Raw genomic sequence first — 21,404 nt, forward strand, 5'->3', positions numbered from 1 at the left:
ATGACGGGGAATGGCTGGATGAGAAAGAATGGCGTCCCCGACTGGAATCGAACCAGTAACTAGCCCTTAGGAGGGGCTTGTTATATCCGTTTAACTACGGGGACGCTGCGGGCCGGCAACCGAAGCTGCCGGGGCATTATACCTTTTTTTACCCGCAGAATAAGCGCTTAGCGGCGCGTTTGCTCAATACCTCGCCAGTTCATGCCGAAATTTCCTCGGCTAACCGACGGCGATCACGGTTTTTCCCCGCCGTGGCGCCGTTTTTCCTCTTGCAGGCGCGCCGCCCGATTTTTGGCGCTCAAATCGTTGCGGATCTGCGCGTGGCTTATCAGCGCAAAGATAAAGGTGCCGCCGATGATGTTGCCCGCCAGCGTCGGCAGGGCGAACGGGTAAATGAATTCTTGCCATTCAATCGCGCCGTTGAACGCCAGATAGAGGATCTCGACCGAACCGACCACGATATGGGTCAGATCGCAAATCGCCACCAGGTAGGTCATCAGCACGATCACCCAGATTTTCGCCGCGCCGGCGGCCGGGAACATCCACACCATGGTGGCGATGATCCAGCCGGCCAGGATGCCGTTGGCGAACATTTCTCCCGGCGTATGGCGCATCACCTCTTCGCCCAGGCTGATGAAGGCGCCGCGCGTCTCGGCGTCGAACAGCGGCATATGGGTAAACGCCAGCGCCGCCAGCCCGGTGCCGATCAGGTTGCCGAGCAGCACCACGCCCCACAGGCGCAGCAGGATCAGCAGGTTGCGCGGCGTGGGTTTATGCATGATTGGCAATACCGCCGTGACGGTATTTTCGGTAAACAGCTGCTGGCGCGCCATGATGACAATGATGAAACCGAAGGTGTAGCCGAGGTTCTCGATGAAAAAGCGGCTGGGATCGTCCGGCAGGCGGGCGTGGAAAATACCCTTTGCCGCCAGCGAGGCGCCCATCGACAGCCCGGCGGCGATCGCCGACCACAGCAATGCCAGCCAGTCGCGCTCCAGCTCTTTTTCGCCTTCCATCCGGATCTGTTCATGCACCGCCGCCGCGCGCGACGGCAGATTTTCTTCCCTGACTTCGATTTCGCGCTTGCCCTGTTCCTGTTCTTTGCTCTCTACCTGCATCGTCTCATCCGGCTCGTGCTCCTGGCGTCGCTGTTCGTTCATGCTGTCGCTCCTGCTTCATAAGGGTGAGTTCACGTCATTAAGCGTAGTTAAATGCGGCGAAATACAGAAAAAGGTAACAAGAGTTAAAATCCGCCGATTTTTTCCACGCATTCTTGATCCTGCTCGCCATATTGGCCCGTAGGCGCGCCCGCCGCGGGCTGCGTGCGGGGAAAGGCTTATGCTATGATTCGCTATCCCAAAGAAAAATATGAGTTCCCCGATGCTGGAAGCCAAAAGTCTGAGTTGCGTGCGCGATGAGCGCATCCTGTTTAGCGAGCTAAGCTTTTCAGTTCAGCCGGGCGATATCATTCAGGTAGAAGGGCCGAACGGCGCGGGCAAGACCAGTTTACTGCGCATTCTCGCCGGCCTGGCGCGGCCGGACGGCGGCGAGGTGTGCTGGCGCGGGCGCAACACGCTGCGCGATCGCGCGAATTACCAGCAAGATTTGCTGTTTATCGGCCATCAGCCCGGTATCAAAGCCGTATTGACGCCCTTCGAAAATCTGCAGTTTTATCAAGCGGTGCGCGGCGTGGCCGAGCATCAGGCCATCTGGCGCGCGCTGGAGCAGGTGGGGCTGGTGGGTTACGAAGATCTGCCGGTGGCGCAGCTTTCCGCCGGGCAGCAGCGGCGCGTGGCGCTGGCGCGGCTGTGGCTCAGCGCGGCGCCGCTGTGGATCCTCGATGAACCGCTGACGGCGATCGACAAACAGGGCGTGGCCGAGTTGATTAGCCTTTTTGAACAACATGCGCAGCGGGGCGGCATGGTATTGTTGACCACCCATCAGGATTTGGCCGGCGTCGGCCAAACGGTGGGCAAAGTTCGTTTGGCGGAACACGACGCGGGGAGTTTGTGATGTTTTTGACCCTGGTGCGCCGCGAACTGAAGATCGCCTGCCGTAAAGGCTCGGAGATCGTCAACCCGCTGTGGTTTTTCCTGATAGTGATCACGCTGTTCCCGTTGGGGATTGGCCCGGAGCCGCAGCTGCTGGCGCGCATTGCGCCGGGCATCGTGTGGGTGGCGGCGCTGCTGGCCTCGCTGCTGTCGCTGGAGCGGCTGTTTCGCGATGATTTCCTCGATGGCTCGCTGGAGCAGCTGTTGCTGCTGCCGACGCCGCTGCCGATGACGGTGCTGGGCAAAGTGTGTGCTCACTGGGTCGTGACGGGTCTGCCGCTGCTGATCCTGTCGCCGCTGGTGGCGCTGCTGCTGTCGCTCGATATGCAGACCTGGCTGGCGGTGGCGGGGACGCTGCTGCTCGGCACGCCGACGCTGAGCCTGATCGGCGCTATCGGCGTGGGGTTGACGGTCGGCCTGCGCAAAGGGGGCGTGCTGCTCAGCCTGCTGGTGCTGCCGCTGTATATTCCGGTGCTGATCTTCGCCACCGGGGCGATCGACGCCGCTTCGATGGGCATGCCGATCGACGGTTACCTGGCGATACTCGGCGCGATGCTGGCGGGCAGCGTGACTTTGGCGCCGTTTGCCACCGCGGCGGCGCTGCGAGTGAGCGTACACTAGCTAACGTATTGAATGAACAGACGGGCAAGGCCGACAAGAGCGTACCCCGCAGAAGATTTTCGCCGTTTCGAACCCTCGGGGCGGCCGACGCATAAAAATTACCGTGAGCACTGACGACAATGTGGAAATGGTTACATCAACTGGCGCGGCCTGAACGGCTGTATCACGTCTGCGGCCGCTTTATTCCCTGGCTGGGGCTGGCGGCGGCGGCCTGCCTGCTGCTTGGCTGGGCATGGGGCTTTGGTTTCGCGCCGAAGGATTATCAGCAGGGCGACAGCTTCCGCATCATTTATATTCACGTGCCGGCGGCCATGTGGTCGATGGGCATCTACGCCTCGATGGCGGTGGCGGCGTTTATCGGCCTGGTGTGGCAGATGAAAATGTCCGATACCGTGGTGGCGGCGATGGCGCCGATCGGCGCGGTGTTCACCTTTATCGCGCTGGTGACCGGCTCCGCCTGGGGCAAGCCGATGTGGGGCACCTGGTGGGTGTGGGATGCGCGTCTGACCTCCGAGCTGGTGCTGCTGTTCCTCTATATGGGCGTCATCGCGCTGTACAACGCCTTTGAAGACCGCCGTCTGGCGGGCCGCGCCGCCGGGATTCTGGTGCTGGTGGGTGTGGTGAATATCCCGATCATCCATTTCTCGGTCGAATGGTGGAATACGCTGCATCAGGGCTCGACCAACATGCAGCAGTCCATCGCGCCCAGCATGCGCACCCCGCTGCGCTGGGCGATCCTCGGCTACCTGCTGCTGTTCGTCACGCTGACGCTGATGCGCCTGCGCAATCTGATCCTGTTCCAGGAACGCCAGCGCCCGTGGGTCGCCGGGCTGGTGAATAAGGAGCGTCAGTCATGAATGCCGCATTCGATTCCTGGTCGGCGTTTTTCGCCATGGGCGGTTACGCCTTCTATGTCTGGCTGGCGGTCGCCGCCACGCTGATTTCGCTGTTGGGGCTGGTGGCGCACACCGTCTGGCAACGGCGCCAGCTGCTCGCCGAGATCGGCCGCCGTCAGGCGCGCGAGCGGCGCATTCGCCATGCGCAACAATCAAAACAAAAATCCGCCGCACCGCGGGAGAAATCATTGTGAATCCACGTCGTAAAAGCCGCCTTTATCTGGCGATCATTGTGCTGATCGGCATCGCGCTGACCGCGACCCTGATGCTGTACGCGCTGCGCTCCAATATCGATCTGTTCTATACCCCGGGTGAAATTTTGCAGGGCAAGGGCGAGAATCATGAGAAGCCCGAGGTCGGCCAGCGGCTGCGCATCGGCGGCATGGTGATGCCGGGCTCGGTGAAACGCGATCCCAATACGCTGCAGGTCAGCTTCAAGATTTACGACGCGCGCGGCGCGATCGGCGTGACCTACACCGGTATTCTGCCGGACCTGTTCCGCGAAGGGCAGGGCGTGGTGGCGCAGGGGGTGTTGGGTGAGGGCAACGTGGTCAACGCGCGCGAAGTGCTGGCCAAACACGACGAGAAATACACCCCGCCGGAAGTGGCCGACGCGATGAAAGAGAACCACGAAGGCCCGGCGGAAGCGTATAACGCGCCGCAGGCGGAGGGCGCCAAGTCATGATGCCGGAACTGGGCAGTTTTCTGCTGTGCCTGGCGCTGGCGATCGCGCTGCTGCTGAGCATTTACCCGCAGTGGGGCGCGGCGCGGCAGGACAGCCGCATGATGGCGGTGGCCCGGCCGCTGACCTACGGCATGTTCGCCGCGATTGCGCTGGCGTTCCTGTGCCTGGTGCACGCCTTCGTGGTCAACGATTTTACCGTCGCCTACGTGGCCACCAACTCCAATACCCAACTGCCGGTGTATTACCGCATCGCCGCCACCTGGGGGGCGCATGAAGGTTCGCTGCTGCTGTGGGTGCTGCTGCTGAGCTGCTGGTCGCTGGCGGTGGCGTTGTGCAGTCGGGCGATGCCGCAGGATGCGGTGGCGCGGGTGCTGTCGGTGATGGGGATGATCACCGCCGGTTTCCTGCTGTTCATCATCATGACCTCCAATCCGTTCACCCGCACGCTGCCGAATTTCCCGATCGACGGCAGCGATCTCAACCCGCTGCTACAGGATATCGGCCTGATCTTCCACCCGCCGCTGCTGTATATGGGCTATGTCGGCTTCTCGGTCGCCTTCGCCTTCGCCATCGCCTCGCTGATGGCCGGCCGGCTCGACACCGCCTGGGCGCGCTGGTCGCGCCCGTGGACCACCGCCGCTTGGGTGTTTCTCACGCTGGGCATCGTGCTCGGATCGGCCTGGGCCTACTATGAGCTGGGCTGGGGCGGCTGGTGGTTCTGGGATCCGGTGGAAAACGCCTCCTTTATGCCGTGGTTGGCCGGCACTGCGCTGATGCATTCGCTGGCGGTGACCGAAAAACGCGGCACGTTCAAAGCCTGGACGGTGCTGCTGGCGATCACCGCCTTTTCGCTGTGCCTGCTGGGCACCTTCCTGGTGCGTTCCGGCGTGCTGGTCTCGGTGCACTCCTTCGCCTCCGATCCGGCGCGCGGCATGTTTATCCTCGCCTATCTGGTGATCGTGATCGGCGGTTCGCTGCTGCTGTACGCGGTCAAGGGCGGCCAGGTGCGCAGCCGGGTGCAGCACGAGACCTTCTCGCGCGAGACCTTCCTGCTGGGCAACAACGTGCTGCTGATCGCCGCCATGCTGGTGGTGCTGTTGGGCACGCTGCTGCCGCTGGTGCACAAACAGCTGGGGCTGGGCAGCATCTCGATCGGCGAGCCGTTCTTCAACACCATGTTCACCTGGCTGATGGCGCCGTTGGCGCTGCTGTTGGGCATCGGCCCGCTGGTGCGCTGGCGCCGCGATGAGCCGAGCAAGCTGTGGCGCCGCCTCGGCGTGGCGCTGTTGGCGACGCTGGCGCTGTCGATTCTGCTGCCGTGGCTGCTGCAGGACAGCATCGCCGGCATGACGGTGGTGGGCCTGATCATGGCGCTGTGGGTGATCATCCTGACGCTGATGGAACTGCATGAGCGTGCCACCCACCGTCACGGTTTCTGGCGCGGCCTGCGGCAGCTGTCCCGCAGCCACTGGGGCATGGTGCTCGGCCACCTCGGCGTGGCGGTGACGGTGATCGGCATCGCCTTCAGCCAGAACTACAGCGTGGAGCGCGACGTGCGGATGAAGGCCGGCGACAGCGTGGATATCCACAACTATCACTTCGTGTTCCGCGACGTGCACGACATTCGCGGCCCGAACTACAGCGGCGGCGTCGGCATCATCGACGTCACGCGCAACGGCAAGCCGGAGGCGACGCTGCGCGCGGAGAAACGCTACTACAGCGTGGCGCGCAGCATGATGACCGAGGCGGCGATCGACGGCGGTTTCAGCCGCGATCTGTACGCGGCGCTGGGCGAGGAGCTGGAGGACGGCTCCTGGGCGGTGCGCCTGTATTACAAACCCTTTGTGCGCTGGATTTGGTTCGGCGGCGTCTTTATGGCGATCGGCGGCCTGCTGTGCATCCTCGACCCGCGTTACCGCATGAGCAAAAAACTCAAGCGCGAAGGCAAGCTGGAGACGCAACCATGAAGCGCAAGCTGCTGTTTATCCCGTTGGTCCTCTTCCTGCTGCTGGTGGCGGCGCTGATGGTGCAGCTGACGCGCAACGCCGGCGGCGAAGATCCGACCATGCTGGAATCGGCGCTGATCGGCAAGCCGGTGCCGACCTTCAGGCTGGAATCGCTGGATCAGCCCGGCAAAACCTACGATCAGGCGGTGCTGCGCGACGGCAAGCCGATATTGCTCAACGTCTGGGCCACCTGGTGCCCGACCTGCCGCGCGGAACACCAGTATCTCAACACGCTGGCGGCGCGCGGCGTGCGGGTGGTCGGCCTGAACTATAAAGACGATCGCGCCAAGGCGGTGACCTGGCTGAATTCCCTCGGCAATCCCTACGCCCTCAGCCTGTACGACGGCGACGGCATGCTGGGGTTGGATCTCGGGGTCTACGGCGCGCCGGAGACCTTTCTCATCGACGGCCAGGGGATTATTCGCTATCGCCACGCCGGCGACATGAACGAGCGCGTCTGGCAGCAGGAAGTGCTGCCGCTGTATAAAAAGTACGGAGGTGAGGCATGAGGCTGATTGTCCTGCTGTGCGCCGCGCTGCTGAGCTGGAGCGCCGCTGCGGCGATCGATACCTATCGCTTCAACTCCGTCGAGCAGGAGCAGCAGTATCGCGAGTTGACCGAACAGCTGCGCTGCCCGAAATGTCAAAACAACAGCATTGCCGATTCCAACGCCATTATCGCCGCCGACATGCGCACCAAGGTGTACGAGCTGATGATGCAGGGGCAAAGCAAGCAGCAGATCATCGATTACATGGTGGCGCGCTACGGCAATTTCGTCACCTACGAGCCGCCGGTAACGCCGGCGACGTTGATCTTGTGGATCGGCCCGCTGCTGTTCGTGCTGATCGGCGGGGCGGTGGTGATCCTGCGCGCCCGGCGCCGGCCCGACGCGGCAGTGGACGATGCATTCTCCGAACGGGAACGGCAGCGCCTGGCGGCGCTGTTGCAAGAGACTGACAGGAAGAAACCCTAATGGCTTTTTGGCTGATTATTTGCGTGTTGCTGGCCGGCGCCGCCGCGTTGCTGGTGGTGCCGGCAATGCGCCACGGCAAGCAGAGCGCCGCCACGCGCGATGCGTTGAACAAGGCTTTTTATCAGGATCGTCTCAGCGAGCTGGAGCAGGACGAGCAGCAGGGCGTGGTGGCCGAGCGCCCGGAGCTGGTGAAAGAGCTGCAACAGAACCTGTTGAACGACATCCCGGCCGAGCAAGCGGCGCAGGCGAAACCGATCAATCGTTGGGCGCTGGTGCCGGGCGTGCTGTTATTGCTGGCGGTGACCGTTGGCTTTTATCTGAAAACCGGCGGATTGGCGCAGGTGCTGGACTGGCGTCTGGTGCAGGCGCAAATGCCGGAATTGCGCGAGCGCGTTGCCAATGAGCGCGCCAAACCGCTGAGCATGGAAGAGATCGCCCGCCTCGGGCTGGGGCTGCGCACCGCGCTGCAGCAGGACGATCGCAATATCAACGACTGGATGATGCTGGGGCGCGTCGGCATGGCGTTGAACAACGCCACCACCGCCACGCAGGCGTTTGCCCATGCTTATCAATTGGATCCGAATAGTCTGGAAGTGCGGCTCGGCTATGCCGAGGTCTTGACGCGCTCCAACGATCCGGAGGATAACAAGCAGGCGACGCAGCTGCTGCGGCGCATGATCGCGGAAAACCACGGCGATCCGCGGGTGCTGAGCCTGTTGGCGTTCAATGCCTTCGAACAGGGCGATTTCAAGCAGGCGATCGGTGCCTGGCAGGTGATGCTGCAGCTGCTGCCGGCCAACGATCCGCGCGCGGAAGTGATAAAGCGCAGCATTGCACAAGCAAAAGCCCAGGCAGGCGGAGAAAATGTTAAACTGAATGTGACCGTTTCGCTGTCACCGCAGGCGGCGAAAGCCTTGCCGCCGCAGGGGACGCTGGTCATTTCGGTCACTGACGGCGTCAGCCCGGTGCCGGTGGCGGTAAAACAATTGCCGCTGAGCCGTTTTCCGCTGTCTTTCTCACTGGATGACGGCAACGCCATGATGCCCGAGCGTCTGCTCTCGGCGCAGCATCAGGTGCAGGTGCGTGTGCGCCTCTCACAGGACGGATTGGCCACGCCGCAGCCGGGGGACTGGTTCGGCGAAAGCTCGCTGCAGACATTCAGCGGTAAAGAGCAGGTTAGCGTTCAGATAAACAAGCAGGTCACTGAAAAATAAGACCGAACGTGTTTTTATGGAGAAAAATATGAACTTTCGCCTGACTGGGGTGGCATTCGCAACGGTATTACTGGTGGGCTGTGCCAGCGCGCCAGACAACGATCCGCAAGGGCGTTCCGATCCTCTGGAAGGATTCAACCGGACGATGTTCGACTTCAACTACAACGTCCTGGATCCCTATATCCTGCGTCCGGTCGCGGTGGCCTGGCGTGACTACGTGCCGATGCCGGCGCGTAACGGCATCAGCAACTTCACCTCCAACCTGGAAGAGCCGGCCAGCATGGTCAACGCCTTCCTCAAGGGCGACCCTTACCGCGGGATGATTCACTTCAACCGCTTCTTCCTGAACACCCTGCTCGGGATGGGCGGCCTGATCGACGTGGCCGGCATGGCCAACCCGAAACTGGCGCGCGAAGAGCCGAACCGCTTCGGCAGCACGTTGGGGCATTACGATGTGGGTTACGGCCCGTACGTGATGCTGCCGGGCTACGGCAGCTTCACCCTGCGTGAAGACGGCGGCGACTTTGCGGATACGCTGTATCCGATGCTGAGCTACCTTACCTTCTGGATGTCGGCGGGCAAATGGGTGGTCGAGGGGATCGAAACCCGCGCCCAGTTGCTGGATTCCGACGGCCTGCTGCGCAACTCCTCCGATCCTTACATCATGGTGCGCGAAGCTTACTTCCAGCGCCACGACTTCATCGCCAACGGCGGCTCGCTCAAGCCGGAAGAGAACCCGAACGCCAAGGCGATTCAGGGCGAACTGGACGAGATCGACTCGCAGTAATCACGGGCGTCACGCCAATGAAAACCCGCCGGCAGGCGGGTTTTTTATGCCGGCGGCACGCGGCAGGCAAAGAAAAAGCGCCCCGCGGGGCGCTTTGGCATCCATCTCAGGCGAGATTAGAAGCGGTAGTTGAAGTTGGCGCCGTACAGCCAGGCTTTACCTTCAGAGTTGAAGGTGTAAGGGCCTTCTTTGATGGTGACTTTCTGGCCGTGCATGTAGGAAACGCCGACGTCGACCGACGCGTCTTTGTTGAACGCATAGGTGGTACCGGCACTCAGCCAGAAGCGATCCTGATCCGGAATGGAAATCGAACGGTTCTGTGCTGGCACTGGGCTGTCATCGAAGGCGATACCGGTACGGAAGGTCCAGTTGTCGTCGTAGAAGTAGGTGGTACCCAGCGCGATGCGGTAAGCGTCTTTGAAGCCTTCATGCTTCTCGAACAGCGTTTGGCCGTTGTTGCCGGTGGCTCTCAGCTCCTGGAACTGGCTCCAGCTGGTGTAGGCCAGGCTGTAGTGAATGGCCCACTGCGGCGCCACTTTGTTGTAACCAGACAGCTCCCACATTTCCGGCAGGTGCAGGCTCAGAGAACCCGGAATGGTGTTGCCGTTGGTGCCCCACGGAAGACCTTGAGAGGCCAGCAGCGGGTTGAAGGCTGAAGGCAGGCTGCTCTTGTAGTCGCCGTCGAAGTCGATTTTCACTTCAGAGCGGTAGGTGAGGCCGTAACGGTTGTTTTCATCCACTTCGTACAGAATACCGGCGTTCCAACCGAAGCCCCATTCGTCGCCTTTCAGGTGCGAAATCTGGGTATCTGCCGGGATCTGCGAAACAGGGCCGGCTAGCTGCGGCGGTAATTGGCCGGAACCGGCGATGAGCTTCGGCAATTCACCGGCGTAACGTTCCAGTTTGGCTTTGGCGTACACCGCATCGAAGCCCAGACCGAAGCTGAAGTGTTGATTCAGACGGTATGCGCCGCTGAGGTTCAGGTTGAGGGTGGTCAGATCGGTCTTGCCGCCGTAAGCGCCGGCGGTATAGCCGTCGTTGAATTCGGTCGCCAGACCGTAGTTGCTGGTGACCGAGCCGCCTACGGCGAACTGATCGTTAATCGGGTGAACATAATGCAGGTTCGGCACCCAGGCGGTCGGCGCGATGTTTTTCGAATCCAAACTGGCGCCGGAAGGGGATTGACCGGTAATGTCAACGTCCGGGTCGATGAAGACCGCGCCGAAAGAAAGTTCCGGGCGGGTATACATCATCAGCAACGCCGGGTTGCGGCTTGCGGAGGCCGCCGTATCCGCCATGGCGCCTTCGCCAGAATACGAACGTCCTAAACCAGCTGATGAGAACTCATTCAGCTGGAATCCTGCGGCAGACACGTTTGAAGAGATAATTGCCACTGCAGCTGCGAGAGCTGATTTAGTCAATAGGTTTTTCTGGCTCATGACCAAAACCTCATTATGTGTTTATTATTTAAACTATTGTTACACGAGGTAACAAGGAGCGCGGGATTGTAGGGTCCGTTATCGTTCAGACAAATCAGACCAGTGGCTGAAGTATAGGTCTGACCTGTGAAAATGTTGCAAGTTTGTTTTTGAAATATTTCCAACCTGATATCAAAAAAGAGATCTGCTTAACAAAACGCCAGCGGTAAATAACAAAATTCTTACCATTTCTTAGCAGGCGCTCATTTTTATTTGTGATTTCCATCACTTAAAACACCCATTAAAAGTAAGTGCTAGTGATTGCCGGCGTGGGAGCGTAAAATACCTGCAGAATTTTGTAGCTTTGTGCCGGTGAGTAAAACGGCAATTTGGGCTGATAACCGAGGCCTTTGAGGAGAACCAATCATGTCAGATGCAATTAATAAATGCAGCGCCCAGGAAACCGCCGCGTGTTGCTGTGTGGATGTCGGCACCGTGATGGATAACACCGATTGCACCGCGTCCTACAGCCAGGTGTTCAGCAATCAACAAGATGCGGAGGCGATGCTGGCCGCCCTGAGCGAAAAGGCGCGCGCGGTAGAATCCGACCCTTGTGACATCAGCAGTAGCATTAAACCGGTTGACGGCGGCGTGCAGTTGGAGGCCGATTTTACCTTCGCCTGCCAGGCGGAAACCCTGATCTTCCAGCTCGGCCTGCGTTAATCCCCGTTTTACCCCGGCGCCGCCTGCCGCGTGCCGGGGATTGCTCTCCCCACACACCCCCGATAGAAAGTGCGCCTGCTCGCAGTTTTGATCTCTGCCGGTTTGCCAAATGTAACCGTTTGGTTAACAATGACCTCATCAGGTCAGACCTCTTTCTGCCCATTGCGCTGACGTTATTTTCTTCAGGAGCATTTATGAGTAAGGCACTGCCGTTGGTGACCCGTCATGGTGACCGCATTGCGATTGTGAATGGACTGCGTACCCCCTTTGCCAAACAGGCGACTGCCTATCACGGCATTCCGGCGGTGGATTTAGGGAAAACGGCGGTGAGCGAGCTGTTGGCGCGCAGCGGCATCGATCCGGCGCTTATCGAACAACTGGTGTTCGGCCAGGTGGTGCAAATGCCCGAGGCGCCGAACATCGCGCGTGAAATCGTGCTCGGCACCGGCATGAGCGTCCATACCGACGCCTACAGCGTGTCGCGCGCCTGCGCCACCAGCTTCCAGGCGATCGCCAACGTGGCGGAGAGCATCATGGCCGGCAGCATCAGCGTTGGCATCGCCGGCGGGGCGGATTCTTCTTCCGTCTTGCCGATCGGCGTCAGCAAGGCGCTGGCGCGCACGCTGGTGGACGTCAACAAAGCGCGCACGCTGTCGCAGCGCCTCAAACTGTTCAGCCGGCTGAAATTCCGCGATCTGATGCCGGTGCCGCCGGCGGTGGCGGAGTATTCCACCGGCCTGCGCATGGGCGATACCGCCGAGCAGATGGCGAAGAGCCACGGCATCACCCGCGAGGCGCAGGATGCGCTGGCGCACCGTTCCCACGAGCTGGCGGCCAAGGCCTGGCGGGAAGGGTGGCTGCGCGACGAGGTGATGACCGCCTATGTGCCGCCTTACCGCGCGCAGCTTTCTGAAGACAACAACATCCGTAAAGATTCCAGCCTGGCTTCCTACGCCAAGCTGAAGCCGGCGTTCGATCGCAAGCATGGCAGCGTCACCGCGGCCAACAGCACGCCGCTGACCGACGGCGCGGCGGCGGTGCTGATGATGAGCGAGTCGCGTGCCAAAGAGCTGGGGCTGCAGCCGCTGGGCTATTTGCGCAGCTTCGCCTTCGCCGCCATCGACGTGTGGGAAGACATGCTGCTGGGGCCTTCCTACGCTACGCCGCTGGCGCTGGATCGCGCCGGCATCGGTCTGGCCGATCTGACGCTCATCGACATGCATGAAGCCTTCGCTGCGCAAACGCTGGCCAACCTGAAGATGTTCGCCAGCGAAGAGTTCGCCCGCGAGAAGCTTGGCCGCAGCCAGGCGATCGGCGAAGTGGACATGGACAAATTCAACGTCTTGGGCGGTTCCATCGCCTATGGCCACCCGTTCGCCGCCACCGGCGCGCGCATGATCACCCAGACGCTGCATGAGCTGAAACGCCGCGGCGGCGGGCTGGGCCTGACCACCGCCTGCGCCGCCGGCGGGTTAGGGGCCGCGATGATCGTGGAGGTGGAATGATGAGCTTCGAAAACGCATTGCATGAACAGCGCGCCAAACCGTCGGCCTTTCAGCTGACGATTCGCCCCGACAACATCGGCGTGATCACCATCGACGTGCCGGGCGACAAGGTGAACACGCTCAAGGCCGAGTTCGTCGAACAGGTCAACGACGTGCTGATCCGGGCGCAGCAGCATAGCGCGCTGGAAGGGCTGGTGATCGTTTCCGGCAAGCCGGACTCGTTTATCGCCGGCGCCGACATCACTATGATTGCCGCCTGCACCAGCGCCAAAGAGGCGGAAACGCTGGCCAGGAAAGGGCAGAGCACGCTGGCGCAGATCGCCGCGTTCCCGGTGCCGGTAGTGGCGGCCATTCACGGCGCCTGCCTGGGCGGTGGCCTGGAGCTGGCGCTGGCCTGCCACGGCCGCGTCTGTTCATTGGATGACAAAACCGCGCTCGGGCTGCCGGAAGTGCAGCTGGGCCTGCTGCCGGGCTCCGGCGGCACGCAGCGCCTGCCGCGCCTGGTTGGCGCCGCCAAGGCGCTGGACATGATCCTGACCGGCAAGCACATTCGCGCCCGCCAGGCGCTGCGCATGGGGTTGGTGGACGACGCCGTGCCGCAGTCGATTCTGTTGCAGACCGCCATCGAGCGGGTGAAGCAGGGCTGGAAGCATCAGCGCGAGCTGCCGTGGCAGGATCGCCTGCTCAACGGCCCGCTGGGCAGAAGTCTGCTGTTCAGCATCGTGCGCAAGAAAACGTTGGCGAAAACCCACGGCAACTACCCGGCGGCGGAGCGCATCATTCAGGTGGTGCGCACCGGGCTGGATCACGGCAGCGCCAGCGGCTATGAGGCTGAAGCGCGCGCCTTTGGCGAGCTGGCGATGACGCCGCAGTCGGCGGCGCTGCGCAGCCTGTTCTTCGCTTCCACCGCGCTGAAAAAGGAGCGGGGCGGCAATGCCCAGCCGCACGCCCTGCATCGCGTCGGCATTCTCGGCGGCGGCCTGATGGGCGGCGGCATCGCCTGCGTCACCGCCACCCGCGGCGGATTGCCGGTTCGCATCAAAGACATCAATGAAACCGGTATCAACCATGCGCTGAAATACAGCTGGGACGTGCTCGGCAAGCGGGTGCGCCGCAAGCGCATGCGCCCGGCGGAACGGCAAAAGCAGATGATGCTGATCTCCGGCTCTACCGATTACACCGGCTTTGAACAGGTGGATATCGTGGTCGAGGCGGTGTTCGAAGATCTGGCGCTGAAGCAGCAGATGGTGGCCGAGGTAGAAGCCAACTGCGCGCCGCATACCGTGTTCGCCTCCAATACTTCCTCGCTGCCTATCGGCCGCATCGCCGAACAGGCCCAGCGGCCGCAGCAGGTGATCGGCCTGCACTACTTCAGCCCGGTGGACAAGATGCCGCTGGTGGAAGTGATCCCGCACGCCGGCACCAGCGAAGAGACCATCGCCACCACCGTGGCGCTGGCGCACAAGCAGGGCAAAACCGCCATCGTGGTGGGTGACAGCGCCGGTTTTTATGTCAACCGCATCCTGGCGCCGTACATCAACGAAGCGGCGCGCTGCCTGCTGGAAGGCGAGCCGATTGAGTCGCTGGACAAGGCGCTGGTGGACTTCGGTTTCCCGGTCGGCCCGATCACCCTGCTGGACGAAGTGGGCATCGACGTCGGCACCAAGATCATTCCCGTGCTGGTCGAGGCGCTGGGGCCGCGCTTCGCCGCGCCTGCCGCGTTCGATGCGGTGCTGAAAGACGGGCGCAAAGGGCGCAAGAACGGCCGGGGCTTCTATCTCTACCCGAGCGAAGGGCAGCAGCGGCAGCGGCGCAAACGTGCGGATACCTCATTGTATACGCTGCTCGGCGTCACGCCGAAGGCGCACATGCTACCGGCGAGCGTCGCTCAGCGCTGCGTGATGATGATGCTGAACGAAGCGGCACGCTGCCTGGACGAAGGCGTGATCCGCAGCGCGCGCGACGGCGACATCGGCGCGGTGTTCGGCATCGGCTTCCCGCCGTTCCTCGGCGGCCCGTTCCGCTATATGGACGAGCTTGGCGCCGAGAAAGTGGTGAAGACGCTGGACTACCTGCGTCAGCAGCACGGCGAGCATTTCGCCCCGTGCGAACGCCTGCAGCGCATGGCGCAGCAGGGCGAGCGCTTTTACCCGCTGGGGAGCTGAACGCAGGGCGGCCCGATTTGCACTATAGTTGCAACAGGGCCGCGTTGTGATCGCCATCACTCCTTGCGACAGCGTCAGCCGGTGAGGCTGTACAGCGAGGCTGCGGCAGCGGTAAGTTAGCTTGACCGCCATCAATAAATTTCATGGCGGAAAGGTTAAAATTTAACCCGTTGAATTGATTGTTCTGTGAGCAATCGAGGTTTGCCCGGGGAGGATTGCTGTAAAAAACAGCGTTTTCTTTAGGCAAACTTTCAGGCAAAATGCCCGGCCGCCATAAAGAGACGGCGCGTTATCGTTTTAAAGCTTTGGCTTTGGGTTGTAAAACTCGGCGGTACAGCACGCACGGCGTTTCTGTATAGCGTTACTTTGTCAACAACAGCGGTGCAATATGCAAGTTTTGATTATGCGTCACGGAGAGGCGGCGCTCGAGGCAGCCAGCGATGCGGTAAGGCCCCTTACCCTGTGCGGCCGCGACGAGTCCCGTCAGATGGCGGCCTGGTTGAACACCAAGTCTGTGGATATTGAACGCGTGCTGGTCAGCCCCTATCTGCGGGCCGAACAGACGCTGGCGACGGTGCGTGAAGCCTTGACGCTACCGGAGGGCGAAGAAGTGTTGCCCGAGCTGACGCCGGGCGGCAACGCCGAACAGGTCGGCAGCTATCTGCAGGCGCTGGCGATGCAAGGGGTGAGCTCGGTGCTGATCGTGTCGCACCTGCCGCTGGTGGGCTATCTGGTGGCCGAACTGTGCCCGGGCGAGTGCCCGCCGATGTTCGCGACCTCGGCGATTGCCAACGTCGATCTGCCGGCGGACGGCAGCTACGGCAAGTTTGAATGGCAGGTCAGCCCGTCGCAGGTGATGGCCAAAGTGTGAACCGCGGATGCGGTGCGGAATAAACTCAGGGCGATGTCTGACATCGCCCTGAGTCGTTTCTGCGGCGGGGGCTACTCGGCCAGCTCCACCAACAGCAGGATGGCGGCGTTGCCGCCCCATTCCTTCGGCGCCTGATGAAACGCCAGCACGTCGGGATGCTGCGCCAGCCACAGCGGCGTTTGCTGTTTGAGAATGTGCTTGCCGTGCCCGTGCATCACGCAGGCGCAGTGCACGTGTTCGCGTTTGCAGGCGGCGATCAGCGCCCCTAGCTCCTGCTTGGCCTGCAGCTGGGTCAGGCCGTGCAAATCGAGAAACAGCTCCGGCGAGTAATCGCCGCGTCGCAGCTTCTTCAGCTCATACGGGCTGCTGCCGGGGCGCACGTAGCGCGTCGGGCCTTCTTCTTCCAGCTGCGGCTGGTATTCATCTGAAAAATAATAGCTGGCATCGACCTGCTCCTGCAGCAGCCGCTGCGGGGCAATCTGTTTGACCTTGGGCTTCGGCGGGCGGTGGACGATGGTGTCCTGGCGCAGCTTTTTCGCGCCCGCCACCGACTCTCTGAAGAGCTGTTGTTCGTCTTGGCTCAGAGGGGGCTTGTTCTTCATGCTTCATTCACCGGAAATCGTTTATTTCGCTAGTTTACCTTGTGAATGTGCGCTGTCGACGCAAAACTCGGGCCAGAGTGAAAAGCGCGAGGGGCAAGCGTGATTTGTCGCGGGCTTCATGGCAAACTATGCGGCTAAATCATGAAACACAGCGCCTGCCGGAGGGCAAATTGGACAAAATTTTCGTCGACGAAGCAGTGAACGAACTGCACACCATTCAAGATATGCTGCGCTGGACGGTAAGCCGCTTCAACGCCGCCAATATCTATTATGGTCACGGAACCGATAATCCGTGGGACGAAGCGGTGCAATTGGTGCTGCCAAGCCTGTTCCTGCCGTTGGACATTCCGGAGGACATGCACACCGCCCGTCTGACCTCCAGCGAGCGCCATCGCATCGTTGAGCGTGTGATCCGCCGCGTCAACGAGCGCATCCCGGTCGCCTACCTGACCAACAAGGCCTGGTTCTGCGGCATGGAATTCTACGTCGACGAGCGCGTGCTGGTGCCGCGTTCGCCGATCGGCGAGCTGATCAACGATCGCTTCAGCGCGCTGATCCCGCACCCGCCGCGCCATATCCTCGACATGTGCACCGGCAGCGGCTGTATCGCCATCGCCTGCGGCTACGCTTTCCCGGAAGCGGAAGTGGACGCGGTGGACATCTCCAGCGAGGTGCTGGCGGTGACCGAGCGCAACATTCAGGCGCACGGCGTCGAACACCAGGTGATCCCGATCCGTTCCGATCTGTTCCGCGACGTTCCCGCGATCCAGTACGATCTGATCGTCACCAACCCGCCGTACGTCGACGCGGAAGACATGTCCGATCTGCCGCAGGAGTTCCGCTTTGAGCCGGAGCTGGGCCTGGCGGCGGGCAGCGACGGCCTGAAGCTGGTGCGCCGCATCCTGGCCTGCGCGCCGGACTACCTGACCGACGACGGCGTGCTGATTTGTGAAGTGGGCAACAGCATGGTACACCTGATGGAACAATATCCGGATATTCCGTTCACCTGGCTGGAGTTCGAAAACGGCGGTGACGGCGTGTTCATGCTGACCAAGCAGCAACTGGTGGATTGCAAGGAACACTTCAGCCTCTATCGCAGCTAAGCCGCATTTTCAAGGCCCGCACGGCGGGCCTCATAACGATAAAAGACTAACGGTAAGGAGCCGTGATGGCAGGAAACAGTATTGGGCAGATTTTCCGCGTCACCACCTTCGGTGAATCTCACGGGGTGGCGCTGGGTTGTATCGTCGACGGCGTGCCGCCCGGCATTCCGCTCACCGAAGCCGATTTGCAATACGATCTGGACCGCCGTCGTCCGGGCACCTCGCGTTACACCACCCAGCGTCGCGAACCGGATCAGGTGCGCATTCTCTCCGGCGTATTCGAAGGCGTGACCACCGGCACCAGCATCGGTCTGATCATTGAAAACACCGATCAGCGCTCGCAAGACTACAGCGCCATCAAAGACGTGTTCCGTCCGGGGCATGCCGACTACACCTACGAACAGAAATACGGCCTGCGCGATTACCGCGGCGGCGGCCGCTCTTCGGCGCGTGAAACCGCCATGCGCGTTGCGGCGGGCGCTATCGCCAAGAAATACCTGCAGCAGAAGTTCGGCGTGCAGGTGCGCGGCTATCTGGCGCAGATCGGCGACGTGACCTGCGAGCTGAAAGATTGGGATCAGGTTGAGCAGAATCCGTTCTTCTGCCCGGATCCGGACAAGCTGGAAGCGCTGGACGAACTGATGCGCGCGCTGAAAAAAGAGGGCGACTCCATCGGCGCCAAGGTCAGCGTGATTGCTGAAAATGTGCCGGTTGGCCTGGGCGAGCCGGTGTTTGACCGCCTCGACGCCGATCTGGCGCACGCGCTGATGAGCATCAACGCAGTGAAAGGCGTGGAGATCGGCGACGGGTTTGCCGTGGTGACCAAGCGCGGCAGCGAAAACCGCGATGAAATCACCCCGGAAGGTTTCCAGAGCAACCATGCCGGCGGCATTCTCGGCGGCATCAGCAGCGGCCAACCGGTGGTGGCGCATCTGGCGCTGAAGCCGACCTCCAGCATCATGGTGCCGGGCCGCACCATCAATCGCCAGGGCGAAGCGGTGGAAATGGTCACCCGCGGCCGCCACGATCCGTGTGTGGGCATTCGCGCCGTGCCGATCGCGGAAGCGATGATGGCGATCGTGCTGATGGATCACCTGCTGCGCCAGCGTGCGCAAAACGGTGATGTGGTTTCCGACGTGCCGCGCTGGTAATCGCCATGAAAAACTGGATGTTGGGCCTGGTGGCCCTGACGGCCTCCGCCTCCGCCATGGCGCTGACGCCGTGGCAGAAAATCGATCATCCGGTGGCCGGCGCGCCGCAGGCGGTGGGCGGTTTCGCCAACGGCTGCGTTATCGGCGCCCAGCCGTTGCCGCTGAACTCACCGAACTACCAGGTGATGCGTACCGACCAGCGCCGCTATTTCGGCCACCCGGATCTGTTGGCGTTCATTCAGCGCCTCAGCAGCCAGGCGAATCAGAAAGCGCTGGGCACGGTGCTGATCGGCGATATGGCGATGCCGGCCGGCGGGCGCTTCAGCAGCGGCCACGCCAGCCACCAGTCGGGGCTCGACGTCGACATCTGGCTGCAACTGCCGCGTCAACGCTGGAGCGCGCAGCAGTTGCTGAAGCCGCAGCCTATCGATCTGGTGTCAAGTGACGGCAAGCAGGTAGTGGTGCGCCAATGGCAGCCGCAGATCGAGTCGCTGATCAAGCTGGCGGCGCAGGATGCGGACGTGACGCGCATCTTCGTCAATCCGGCCATCAAACAGCGTCTGTGTCTGGATGCCGGCGCCGATCGCGCCTGGCTGCACAAGGTGCGGCCGTGGTTCGGTCACCGCGCGCACATGCACGTGCGCCTGCGTTGCCCGGCGGGCAGCCTTGAATGTAAAGAGCAGGATACGCCGCCGCCGGGCGACGGCTGCGGCGCCGAACTGGCGAGCTGGTTCGTGCCGCATCAACCGAACGCCAAACCGGGTAAACCGGTGCCGCCGCCGTTACCGCCGACCTGTCAGGCATTGCTGGATCACCATTTCTCAGCGGAATAACACATGGACTGGTTTGTCATCGGCCCCGAGATGCTCGGGGTGTTGTTTGCGGTAGCGCTGCTGGCGGGGTTTATCGACTCCATCGCCGGCGGCGGCGGGCTGCTGACGGTGCCGGCTCTGCTGGCGGTGGGGGTTCCCCCGGCGCAGGCGCTGGCGACCAACAAACTGCAGTCGGTCGGCGGTTCCTTCTCCGCCAGCCTGTACTTTATTCGTCGGCGGGCGGTGAACCTCAACGACCAGAAGCTGACGATCTTTCTGACGCTGATCGGTTCGATCGCCGGCGCCATTCTGGTGCAGCATATGCGCGCCGATTTGCTGCGGCAGATGTTGCCGCTGCTGGTGATCGGCATCGGCCTCTACTTCCTGCTGATGCCGCGGCTGGGTGAGGAAGATCGTCAACGCCGTCTCGGCGCCTTGCCGTTCGGGCTGGTGGCCGGTGGCTGCGTCGGGTTTTACGACGGCTTCTTCGGCCCCGGCGCCGGATCGTTTTACGCGCTGGCCTATGTGACGCTGTGCGGTTTCAACCTTGCCAAGTCCACGGCGCACGCCAAGGTGCTTAACTTCACCTCCAACGTCGGCGGGTTGGCGCTGTTCATCATCGGCGGCAAGGTGGTGTGGAGCATCGGTCTGGTGATGCTGGTGGGGCAGGTGCTGGGGGCGCGTTTGGGCGCCCACATGGTGCTGACCCGCGGGCAGAAGCTGATTCGGCCGATGATCGTGATCGTCTCGCTGGTGATGAGCCTCAAGCTGCTGTACGACAATCACGGCGCGGAAATTCAGCAGTGGTTGAGCGCCCTGGTGCACGGTTAAAGATGAAGAGAGGGCGCTGCTTACGCGCCCTGTCTTATCGGGTATAATGGCCTCTTTATTTTTGTGGTTATAGAGTTTTTATGTCAGACACACAGACCCGCCATCACTATGAGCAACTGATCGAGATCTTCAATCAATGCTTCAGCGATGACTACAACACCCGCCTGGTGAAGGGCGACGACGAGCCGATCTACCTGCCGGCCGACGACGAACTGCCGTATCACCGCATCGTGTTTGCCCACGGCTTCTACGCCAGCGGCCTGCACGAAATCTCGCACTGGTGCATCGCCGGCGAAGCGCGCCGCCAACGAGTGGACTTCGGTTACTGGTATTGCCCGGACGGGCGCGACGCGCAAACCCAGAGTGAATTCGAAGCGGTGGAGATCAAACCGCAGGCGCTGGAATGGATGTTCTGCGTGGCGGCCGGTTTCCCGTTTAACGTCAGCTGCGACAACCTGAACGGCGACTGCGAGCCGGATCGCATCGCGTTCCAGCGCAAGGTGCGCGACCGGGTATTGACGCTGCTGGAGCAGGGAATACCCACACGGCCTGCGCGCTTTATTCAGGCGTTGCAATCGTTCTACAATACGCCACCGTTGGCGGCCGAGCATTTTCCGTATCCGGAAGATCTCAACTGACGCCACAGCCCGTTATTTAATGAGGAAATTTGATGATCGCAGAATTCGAAGCGCGCATTTTGGCGCTGATTGATGACATGGTAGAGCACGCCAGCGATGATGAACTGTTTGCCGGTGGCTACCTGCGCGGTCATCTGACGCTGGCGGTGGCCGAAGCGGAAGAGCAGGGCGAGCACACTGCCGAAGCGCTGAAAGCGCGGGTGGAAGAGAGCCTGCACAAAGCGATCGCCGCCGGGGAACTCTCGCCGCCGGATCAGATCCTGGTGCGCGGCATGTGGGAAAACCTTTATCAGGCCGCCACCCCTGCCGCCTGACCGCCATGCCGGGGCGCGCCGCCGCGCCCCTCATTCAT

23 protein-coding genes and 1 tRNA gene are annotated in these 21,404 nt (G+C 61.8%); 20 read left to right on the forward strand and 4 right to left on the reverse strand.

The window, feature by feature from the left end; all coding sequences use genetic code 11:
- Nucleotides 1–29 precede the first annotated feature (29 nt).
- Both ACJ8HN_RS00545 and ACJ8HN_RS00550 read right to left on the reverse strand, forming a co-directional pair.
- Nucleotides 30–104: transfer RNA gene (locus ACJ8HN_RS00545), tRNA-Arg, on the reverse strand.
- A gap of 129 nt (nt 105–233) precedes the next feature.
- Nucleotides 234–1,160 (reverse strand): formate/nitrite transporter family protein, encoded by a 927-nt coding sequence (locus ACJ8HN_RS00550; protein WP_033648092.1) that lies wholly within the window; start codon nt 1,158–1,160, stop codon nt 234–236.
- A 220-nt stretch (nt 1,161–1,380) separates the two neighbouring features.
- On the opposite strand from ACJ8HN_RS00550, the gene ccmA reads away from it, so the two are divergent.
- The 10 genes from ccmA to mlaA all read left to right on the forward strand — a co-directional run bounded on the left by ccmA (nt 1,381) and on the right by mlaA (nt 9,233).
- Nucleotides 1,381–2,013, forward strand: coding sequence for a cytochrome c biogenesis heme-transporting ATPase CcmA (gene ccmA / locus ACJ8HN_RS00555; protein ID WP_193146716.1), 633 nt, complete (start codon nt 1,381–1,383; stop codon nt 2,011–2,013).
- Complete coding sequence (ccmB, locus tag ACJ8HN_RS00560) at nt 2,013–2,672, forward strand: heme exporter protein CcmB (RefSeq protein WP_025303731.1); 660 nt, start codon at nt 2,013–2,015, stop codon at nt 2,670–2,672. Before ccmA ends, ccmB begins: the two co-directional genes overlap by 1 nt.
- Before the next feature lie 119 nt (nt 2,673–2,791).
- A complete protein-coding gene (locus ACJ8HN_RS00565; RefSeq protein WP_004936270.1) occupies nt 2,792–3,529 on the forward strand; it encodes a heme ABC transporter permease in 738 nt (245 codons plus the stop codon).
- Nucleotides 3,526–3,762, forward strand: a complete 237-nt coding sequence (ccmD, locus tag ACJ8HN_RS00570; protein WP_004936267.1) for a heme exporter protein CcmD — start codon at nt 3,526–3,528, stop codon at nt 3,760–3,762. The genes ACJ8HN_RS00565 and ccmD overlap by 4 nt, the downstream gene beginning before the upstream one ends.
- Nucleotides 3,759–4,253, forward strand: a complete 495-nt coding sequence (gene ccmE, locus ACJ8HN_RS00575) for a cytochrome c maturation protein CcmE (RefSeq protein ID WP_442522931.1) — start codon at nt 3,759–3,761, stop codon at nt 4,251–4,253. Before ccmD ends, ccmE begins: the two co-directional genes overlap by 4 nt.
- Nucleotides 4,250–6,220, forward strand: a complete 1,971-nt coding sequence (locus tag ACJ8HN_RS00580; protein WP_033648089.1) for a heme lyase CcmF/NrfE family subunit — start codon at nt 4,250–4,252, stop codon at nt 6,218–6,220. Before ccmE ends, ACJ8HN_RS00580 begins: the two co-directional genes overlap by 4 nt.
- Nucleotides 6,217–6,768, forward strand: a complete 552-nt coding sequence (locus ACJ8HN_RS00585; RefSeq protein WP_015378623.1) for a DsbE family thiol:disulfide interchange protein — start codon at nt 6,217–6,219, stop codon at nt 6,766–6,768. Before ACJ8HN_RS00580 ends, ACJ8HN_RS00585 begins: the two co-directional genes overlap by 4 nt.
- Nucleotides 6,765–7,232, forward strand: coding sequence for a cytochrome c-type biogenesis protein (locus ACJ8HN_RS00590; protein ID WP_033648088.1), 468 nt, complete (start codon nt 6,765–6,767; stop codon nt 7,230–7,232). Before ACJ8HN_RS00585 ends, ACJ8HN_RS00590 begins: the two co-directional genes overlap by 4 nt.
- Nucleotides 7,232–8,446 (forward strand): c-type cytochrome biogenesis protein CcmI, encoded by a 1,215-nt coding sequence (gene ccmI, locus ACJ8HN_RS00595; RefSeq protein ID WP_033653727.1) that lies wholly within the window; start codon nt 7,232–7,234, stop codon nt 8,444–8,446. The genes ACJ8HN_RS00590 and ccmI overlap by 1 nt, the downstream gene beginning before the upstream one ends.
- Before the next feature lie 28 nt (nt 8,447–8,474).
- Entirely contained in the window at nt 8,475–9,233 is a 759-nt protein-coding gene (gene mlaA, locus ACJ8HN_RS00600) for a phospholipid-binding lipoprotein MlaA (protein WP_033635394.1), read from the forward strand.
- Between the two features lie 116 nt (nt 9,234–9,349).
- On the opposite strand, the gene fadL is transcribed toward mlaA, so the two are convergent.
- Nucleotides 9,350–10,672, reverse strand: coding sequence for a long-chain fatty acid transporter FadL (gene fadL / locus ACJ8HN_RS00605; RefSeq protein ID WP_033648086.1), 1,323 nt, complete (start codon nt 10,670–10,672; stop codon nt 9,350–9,352).
- A gap of 405 nt (nt 10,673–11,077) precedes the next feature.
- Here fadL and ACJ8HN_RS00610 point away from each other — a divergent pair, with 405 nt between their 5' ends.
- From ACJ8HN_RS00610 to sixA, 4 genes are all read left to right on the forward strand, one after another.
- The gene (locus tag ACJ8HN_RS00610) at nt 11,078–11,374 is read left to right on the forward strand and encodes a YfcZ/YiiS family protein (RefSeq protein WP_072145088.1); all 297 of its coding nucleotides are present in this window, start codon (nt 11,078–11,080) and stop codon (nt 11,372–11,374) included.
- 194 nt (nt 11,375–11,568) lie between these two features.
- A complete protein-coding gene (gene fadI / locus ACJ8HN_RS00615; protein WP_033635391.1) occupies nt 11,569–12,879 on the forward strand; it encodes an acetyl-CoA C-acyltransferase FadI in 1,311 nt (436 codons plus the stop codon).
- Complete coding sequence (fadJ, locus tag ACJ8HN_RS00620; RefSeq protein WP_442523536.1) at nt 12,879–15,044, forward strand: fatty acid oxidation complex subunit alpha FadJ; 2,166 nt, start codon at nt 12,879–12,881, stop codon at nt 15,042–15,044. Before fadI ends, fadJ begins: the two co-directional genes overlap by 1 nt.
- Before the next feature lie 388 nt (nt 15,045–15,432).
- Nucleotides 15,433–15,915, forward strand: coding sequence for a phosphohistidine phosphatase SixA (sixA, locus tag ACJ8HN_RS00625; RefSeq protein WP_004936230.1), 483 nt, complete (start codon nt 15,433–15,435; stop codon nt 15,913–15,915).
- 71 nt (nt 15,916–15,986) lie between these two features.
- On the opposite strand, the gene smrB is transcribed toward sixA, so the two are convergent.
- Complete coding sequence (smrB, locus tag ACJ8HN_RS00630; RefSeq protein WP_033635388.1) at nt 15,987–16,517, reverse strand: endonuclease SmrB; 531 nt, start codon at nt 16,515–16,517, stop codon at nt 15,987–15,989.
- Nucleotides 16,518–16,687: 170 nt separating this feature from the next.
- Here smrB and prmB point away from each other — a divergent pair, with 170 nt between their 5' ends.
- The 6 genes from prmB to ACJ8HN_RS00660 all read left to right on the forward strand — a co-directional run bounded on the left by prmB (nt 16,688) and on the right by ACJ8HN_RS00660 (nt 21,366).
- Entirely contained in the window at nt 16,688–17,620 is a 933-nt protein-coding gene (prmB, locus tag ACJ8HN_RS00635) for a 50S ribosomal protein L3 N(5)-glutamine methyltransferase (protein ID WP_028127753.1), read from the forward strand.
- 65 nt (nt 17,621–17,685) lie between these two features.
- Nucleotides 17,686–18,771, forward strand: a complete 1,086-nt coding sequence (gene aroC, locus ACJ8HN_RS00640) for a chorismate synthase (RefSeq protein ID WP_442522932.1) — start codon at nt 17,686–17,688, stop codon at nt 18,769–18,771.
- Between the two features lie 5 nt (nt 18,772–18,776).
- On the forward strand, nt 18,777–19,604 hold the full coding sequence (gene mepA, locus ACJ8HN_RS00645; RefSeq protein WP_442522933.1) for a penicillin-insensitive murein endopeptidase: 828 nt from the start codon (nt 18,777–18,779) through the stop codon (nt 19,602–19,604).
- 3 nt (nt 19,605–19,607) lie between these two features.
- Nucleotides 19,608–20,414: a sulfite exporter TauE/SafE family protein gene (locus ACJ8HN_RS00650; RefSeq protein ID WP_033635385.1), complete on the forward strand. Its 807-nt coding sequence runs from the start codon at nt 19,608–19,610 to the stop codon at nt 20,412–20,414.
- Nucleotides 20,415–20,494: 80 nt separating this feature from the next.
- A complete protein-coding gene (locus tag ACJ8HN_RS00655) occupies nt 20,495–21,052 on the forward strand; it encodes an elongation factor P hydroxylase (protein WP_060424372.1) in 558 nt (185 codons plus the stop codon).
- Between the two features lie 32 nt (nt 21,053–21,084).
- Nucleotides 21,085–21,366 (forward strand): YfcL family protein, encoded by a 282-nt coding sequence (locus ACJ8HN_RS00660; protein WP_016926855.1) that lies wholly within the window; start codon nt 21,085–21,087, stop codon nt 21,364–21,366.
- The last annotated feature ends 38 nt before the right edge of the window (nt 21,367–21,404 follow it).

Source organism: Serratia sp. CY29653, assembly GCF_052169255.1.
Classification (GTDB): Bacteria; Pseudomonadota; Gammaproteobacteria; order Enterobacterales; family Enterobacteriaceae; genus Serratia; species Serratia sarumanii.

Bases quoted from the DNA above. Each gene is read 5' to 3' on its own strand.
- ACJ8HN_RS00550 (WP_033648092.1), bottom strand. From the start codon at position 1,160: ATGAACGAACAGCGACGCCAGGAGCACGAGCCGGATGAGACGATGCAG.
- ccmA (WP_193146716.1), top strand. From the start codon at position 1,381: ATGCTGGAAGCCAAAAGTCTGAGTTGCGTGCGCGATGAGCGCATCCTG.
- ccmB (WP_025303731.1), top strand. From the start codon at position 2,013: ATGTTTTTGACCCTGGTGCGCCGCGAACTGAAGATCGCCTGCCGTAAA.
- ACJ8HN_RS00565 (WP_004936270.1), top strand. From the start codon at position 2,792: ATGTGGAAATGGTTACATCAACTGGCGCGGCCTGAACGGCTGTATCAC.
- ccmD (WP_004936267.1), top strand. From the start codon at position 3,526: ATGAATGCCGCATTCGATTCCTGGTCGGCGTTTTTCGCCATGGGCGGT.
- ACJ8HN_RS00580 (WP_033648089.1), top strand. From the start codon at position 4,250: ATGATGCCGGAACTGGGCAGTTTTCTGCTGTGCCTGGCGCTGGCGATC.
- ACJ8HN_RS00585 (WP_015378623.1), top strand. From the start codon at position 6,217: ATGAAGCGCAAGCTGCTGTTTATCCCGTTGGTCCTCTTCCTGCTGCTG.
- ACJ8HN_RS00590 (WP_033648088.1), top strand. From the start codon at position 6,765: ATGAGGCTGATTGTCCTGCTGTGCGCCGCGCTGCTGAGCTGGAGCGCC.
- ccmI (WP_033653727.1), top strand. From the start codon at position 7,232: ATGGCTTTTTGGCTGATTATTTGCGTGTTGCTGGCCGGCGCCGCCGCG.
- mlaA (WP_033635394.1), top strand. From the start codon at position 8,475: ATGAACTTTCGCCTGACTGGGGTGGCATTCGCAACGGTATTACTGGTG.
- fadL (WP_033648086.1), bottom strand. From the start codon at position 10,672: ATGAGCCAGAAAAACCTATTGACTAAATCAGCTCTCGCAGCTGCAGTG.
- ACJ8HN_RS00610 (WP_072145088.1), top strand. From the start codon at position 11,078: ATGTCAGATGCAATTAATAAATGCAGCGCCCAGGAAACCGCCGCGTGT.
- fadI (WP_033635391.1), top strand. From the start codon at position 11,569: ATGAGTAAGGCACTGCCGTTGGTGACCCGTCATGGTGACCGCATTGCG.
- fadJ (WP_442523536.1), top strand. From the start codon at position 12,879: ATGAGCTTCGAAAACGCATTGCATGAACAGCGCGCCAAACCGTCGGCC.
- sixA (WP_004936230.1), top strand. From the start codon at position 15,433: ATGCAAGTTTTGATTATGCGTCACGGAGAGGCGGCGCTCGAGGCAGCC.
- smrB (WP_033635388.1), bottom strand. From the start codon at position 16,517: ATGAAGAACAAGCCCCCTCTGAGCCAAGACGAACAACAGCTCTTCAGA.
- aroC (WP_442522932.1), top strand. From the start codon at position 17,686: ATGGCAGGAAACAGTATTGGGCAGATTTTCCGCGTCACCACCTTCGGT.
- mepA (WP_442522933.1), top strand. From the start codon at position 18,777: ATGAAAAACTGGATGTTGGGCCTGGTGGCCCTGACGGCCTCCGCCTCC.
- ACJ8HN_RS00650 (WP_033635385.1), top strand. From the start codon at position 19,608: ATGGACTGGTTTGTCATCGGCCCCGAGATGCTCGGGGTGTTGTTTGCG.
- ACJ8HN_RS00655 (WP_060424372.1), top strand. From the start codon at position 20,495: ATGTCAGACACACAGACCCGCCATCACTATGAGCAACTGATCGAGATC.
- ACJ8HN_RS00660 (WP_016926855.1), top strand. From the start codon at position 21,085: ATGATCGCAGAATTCGAAGCGCGCATTTTGGCGCTGATTGATGACATG.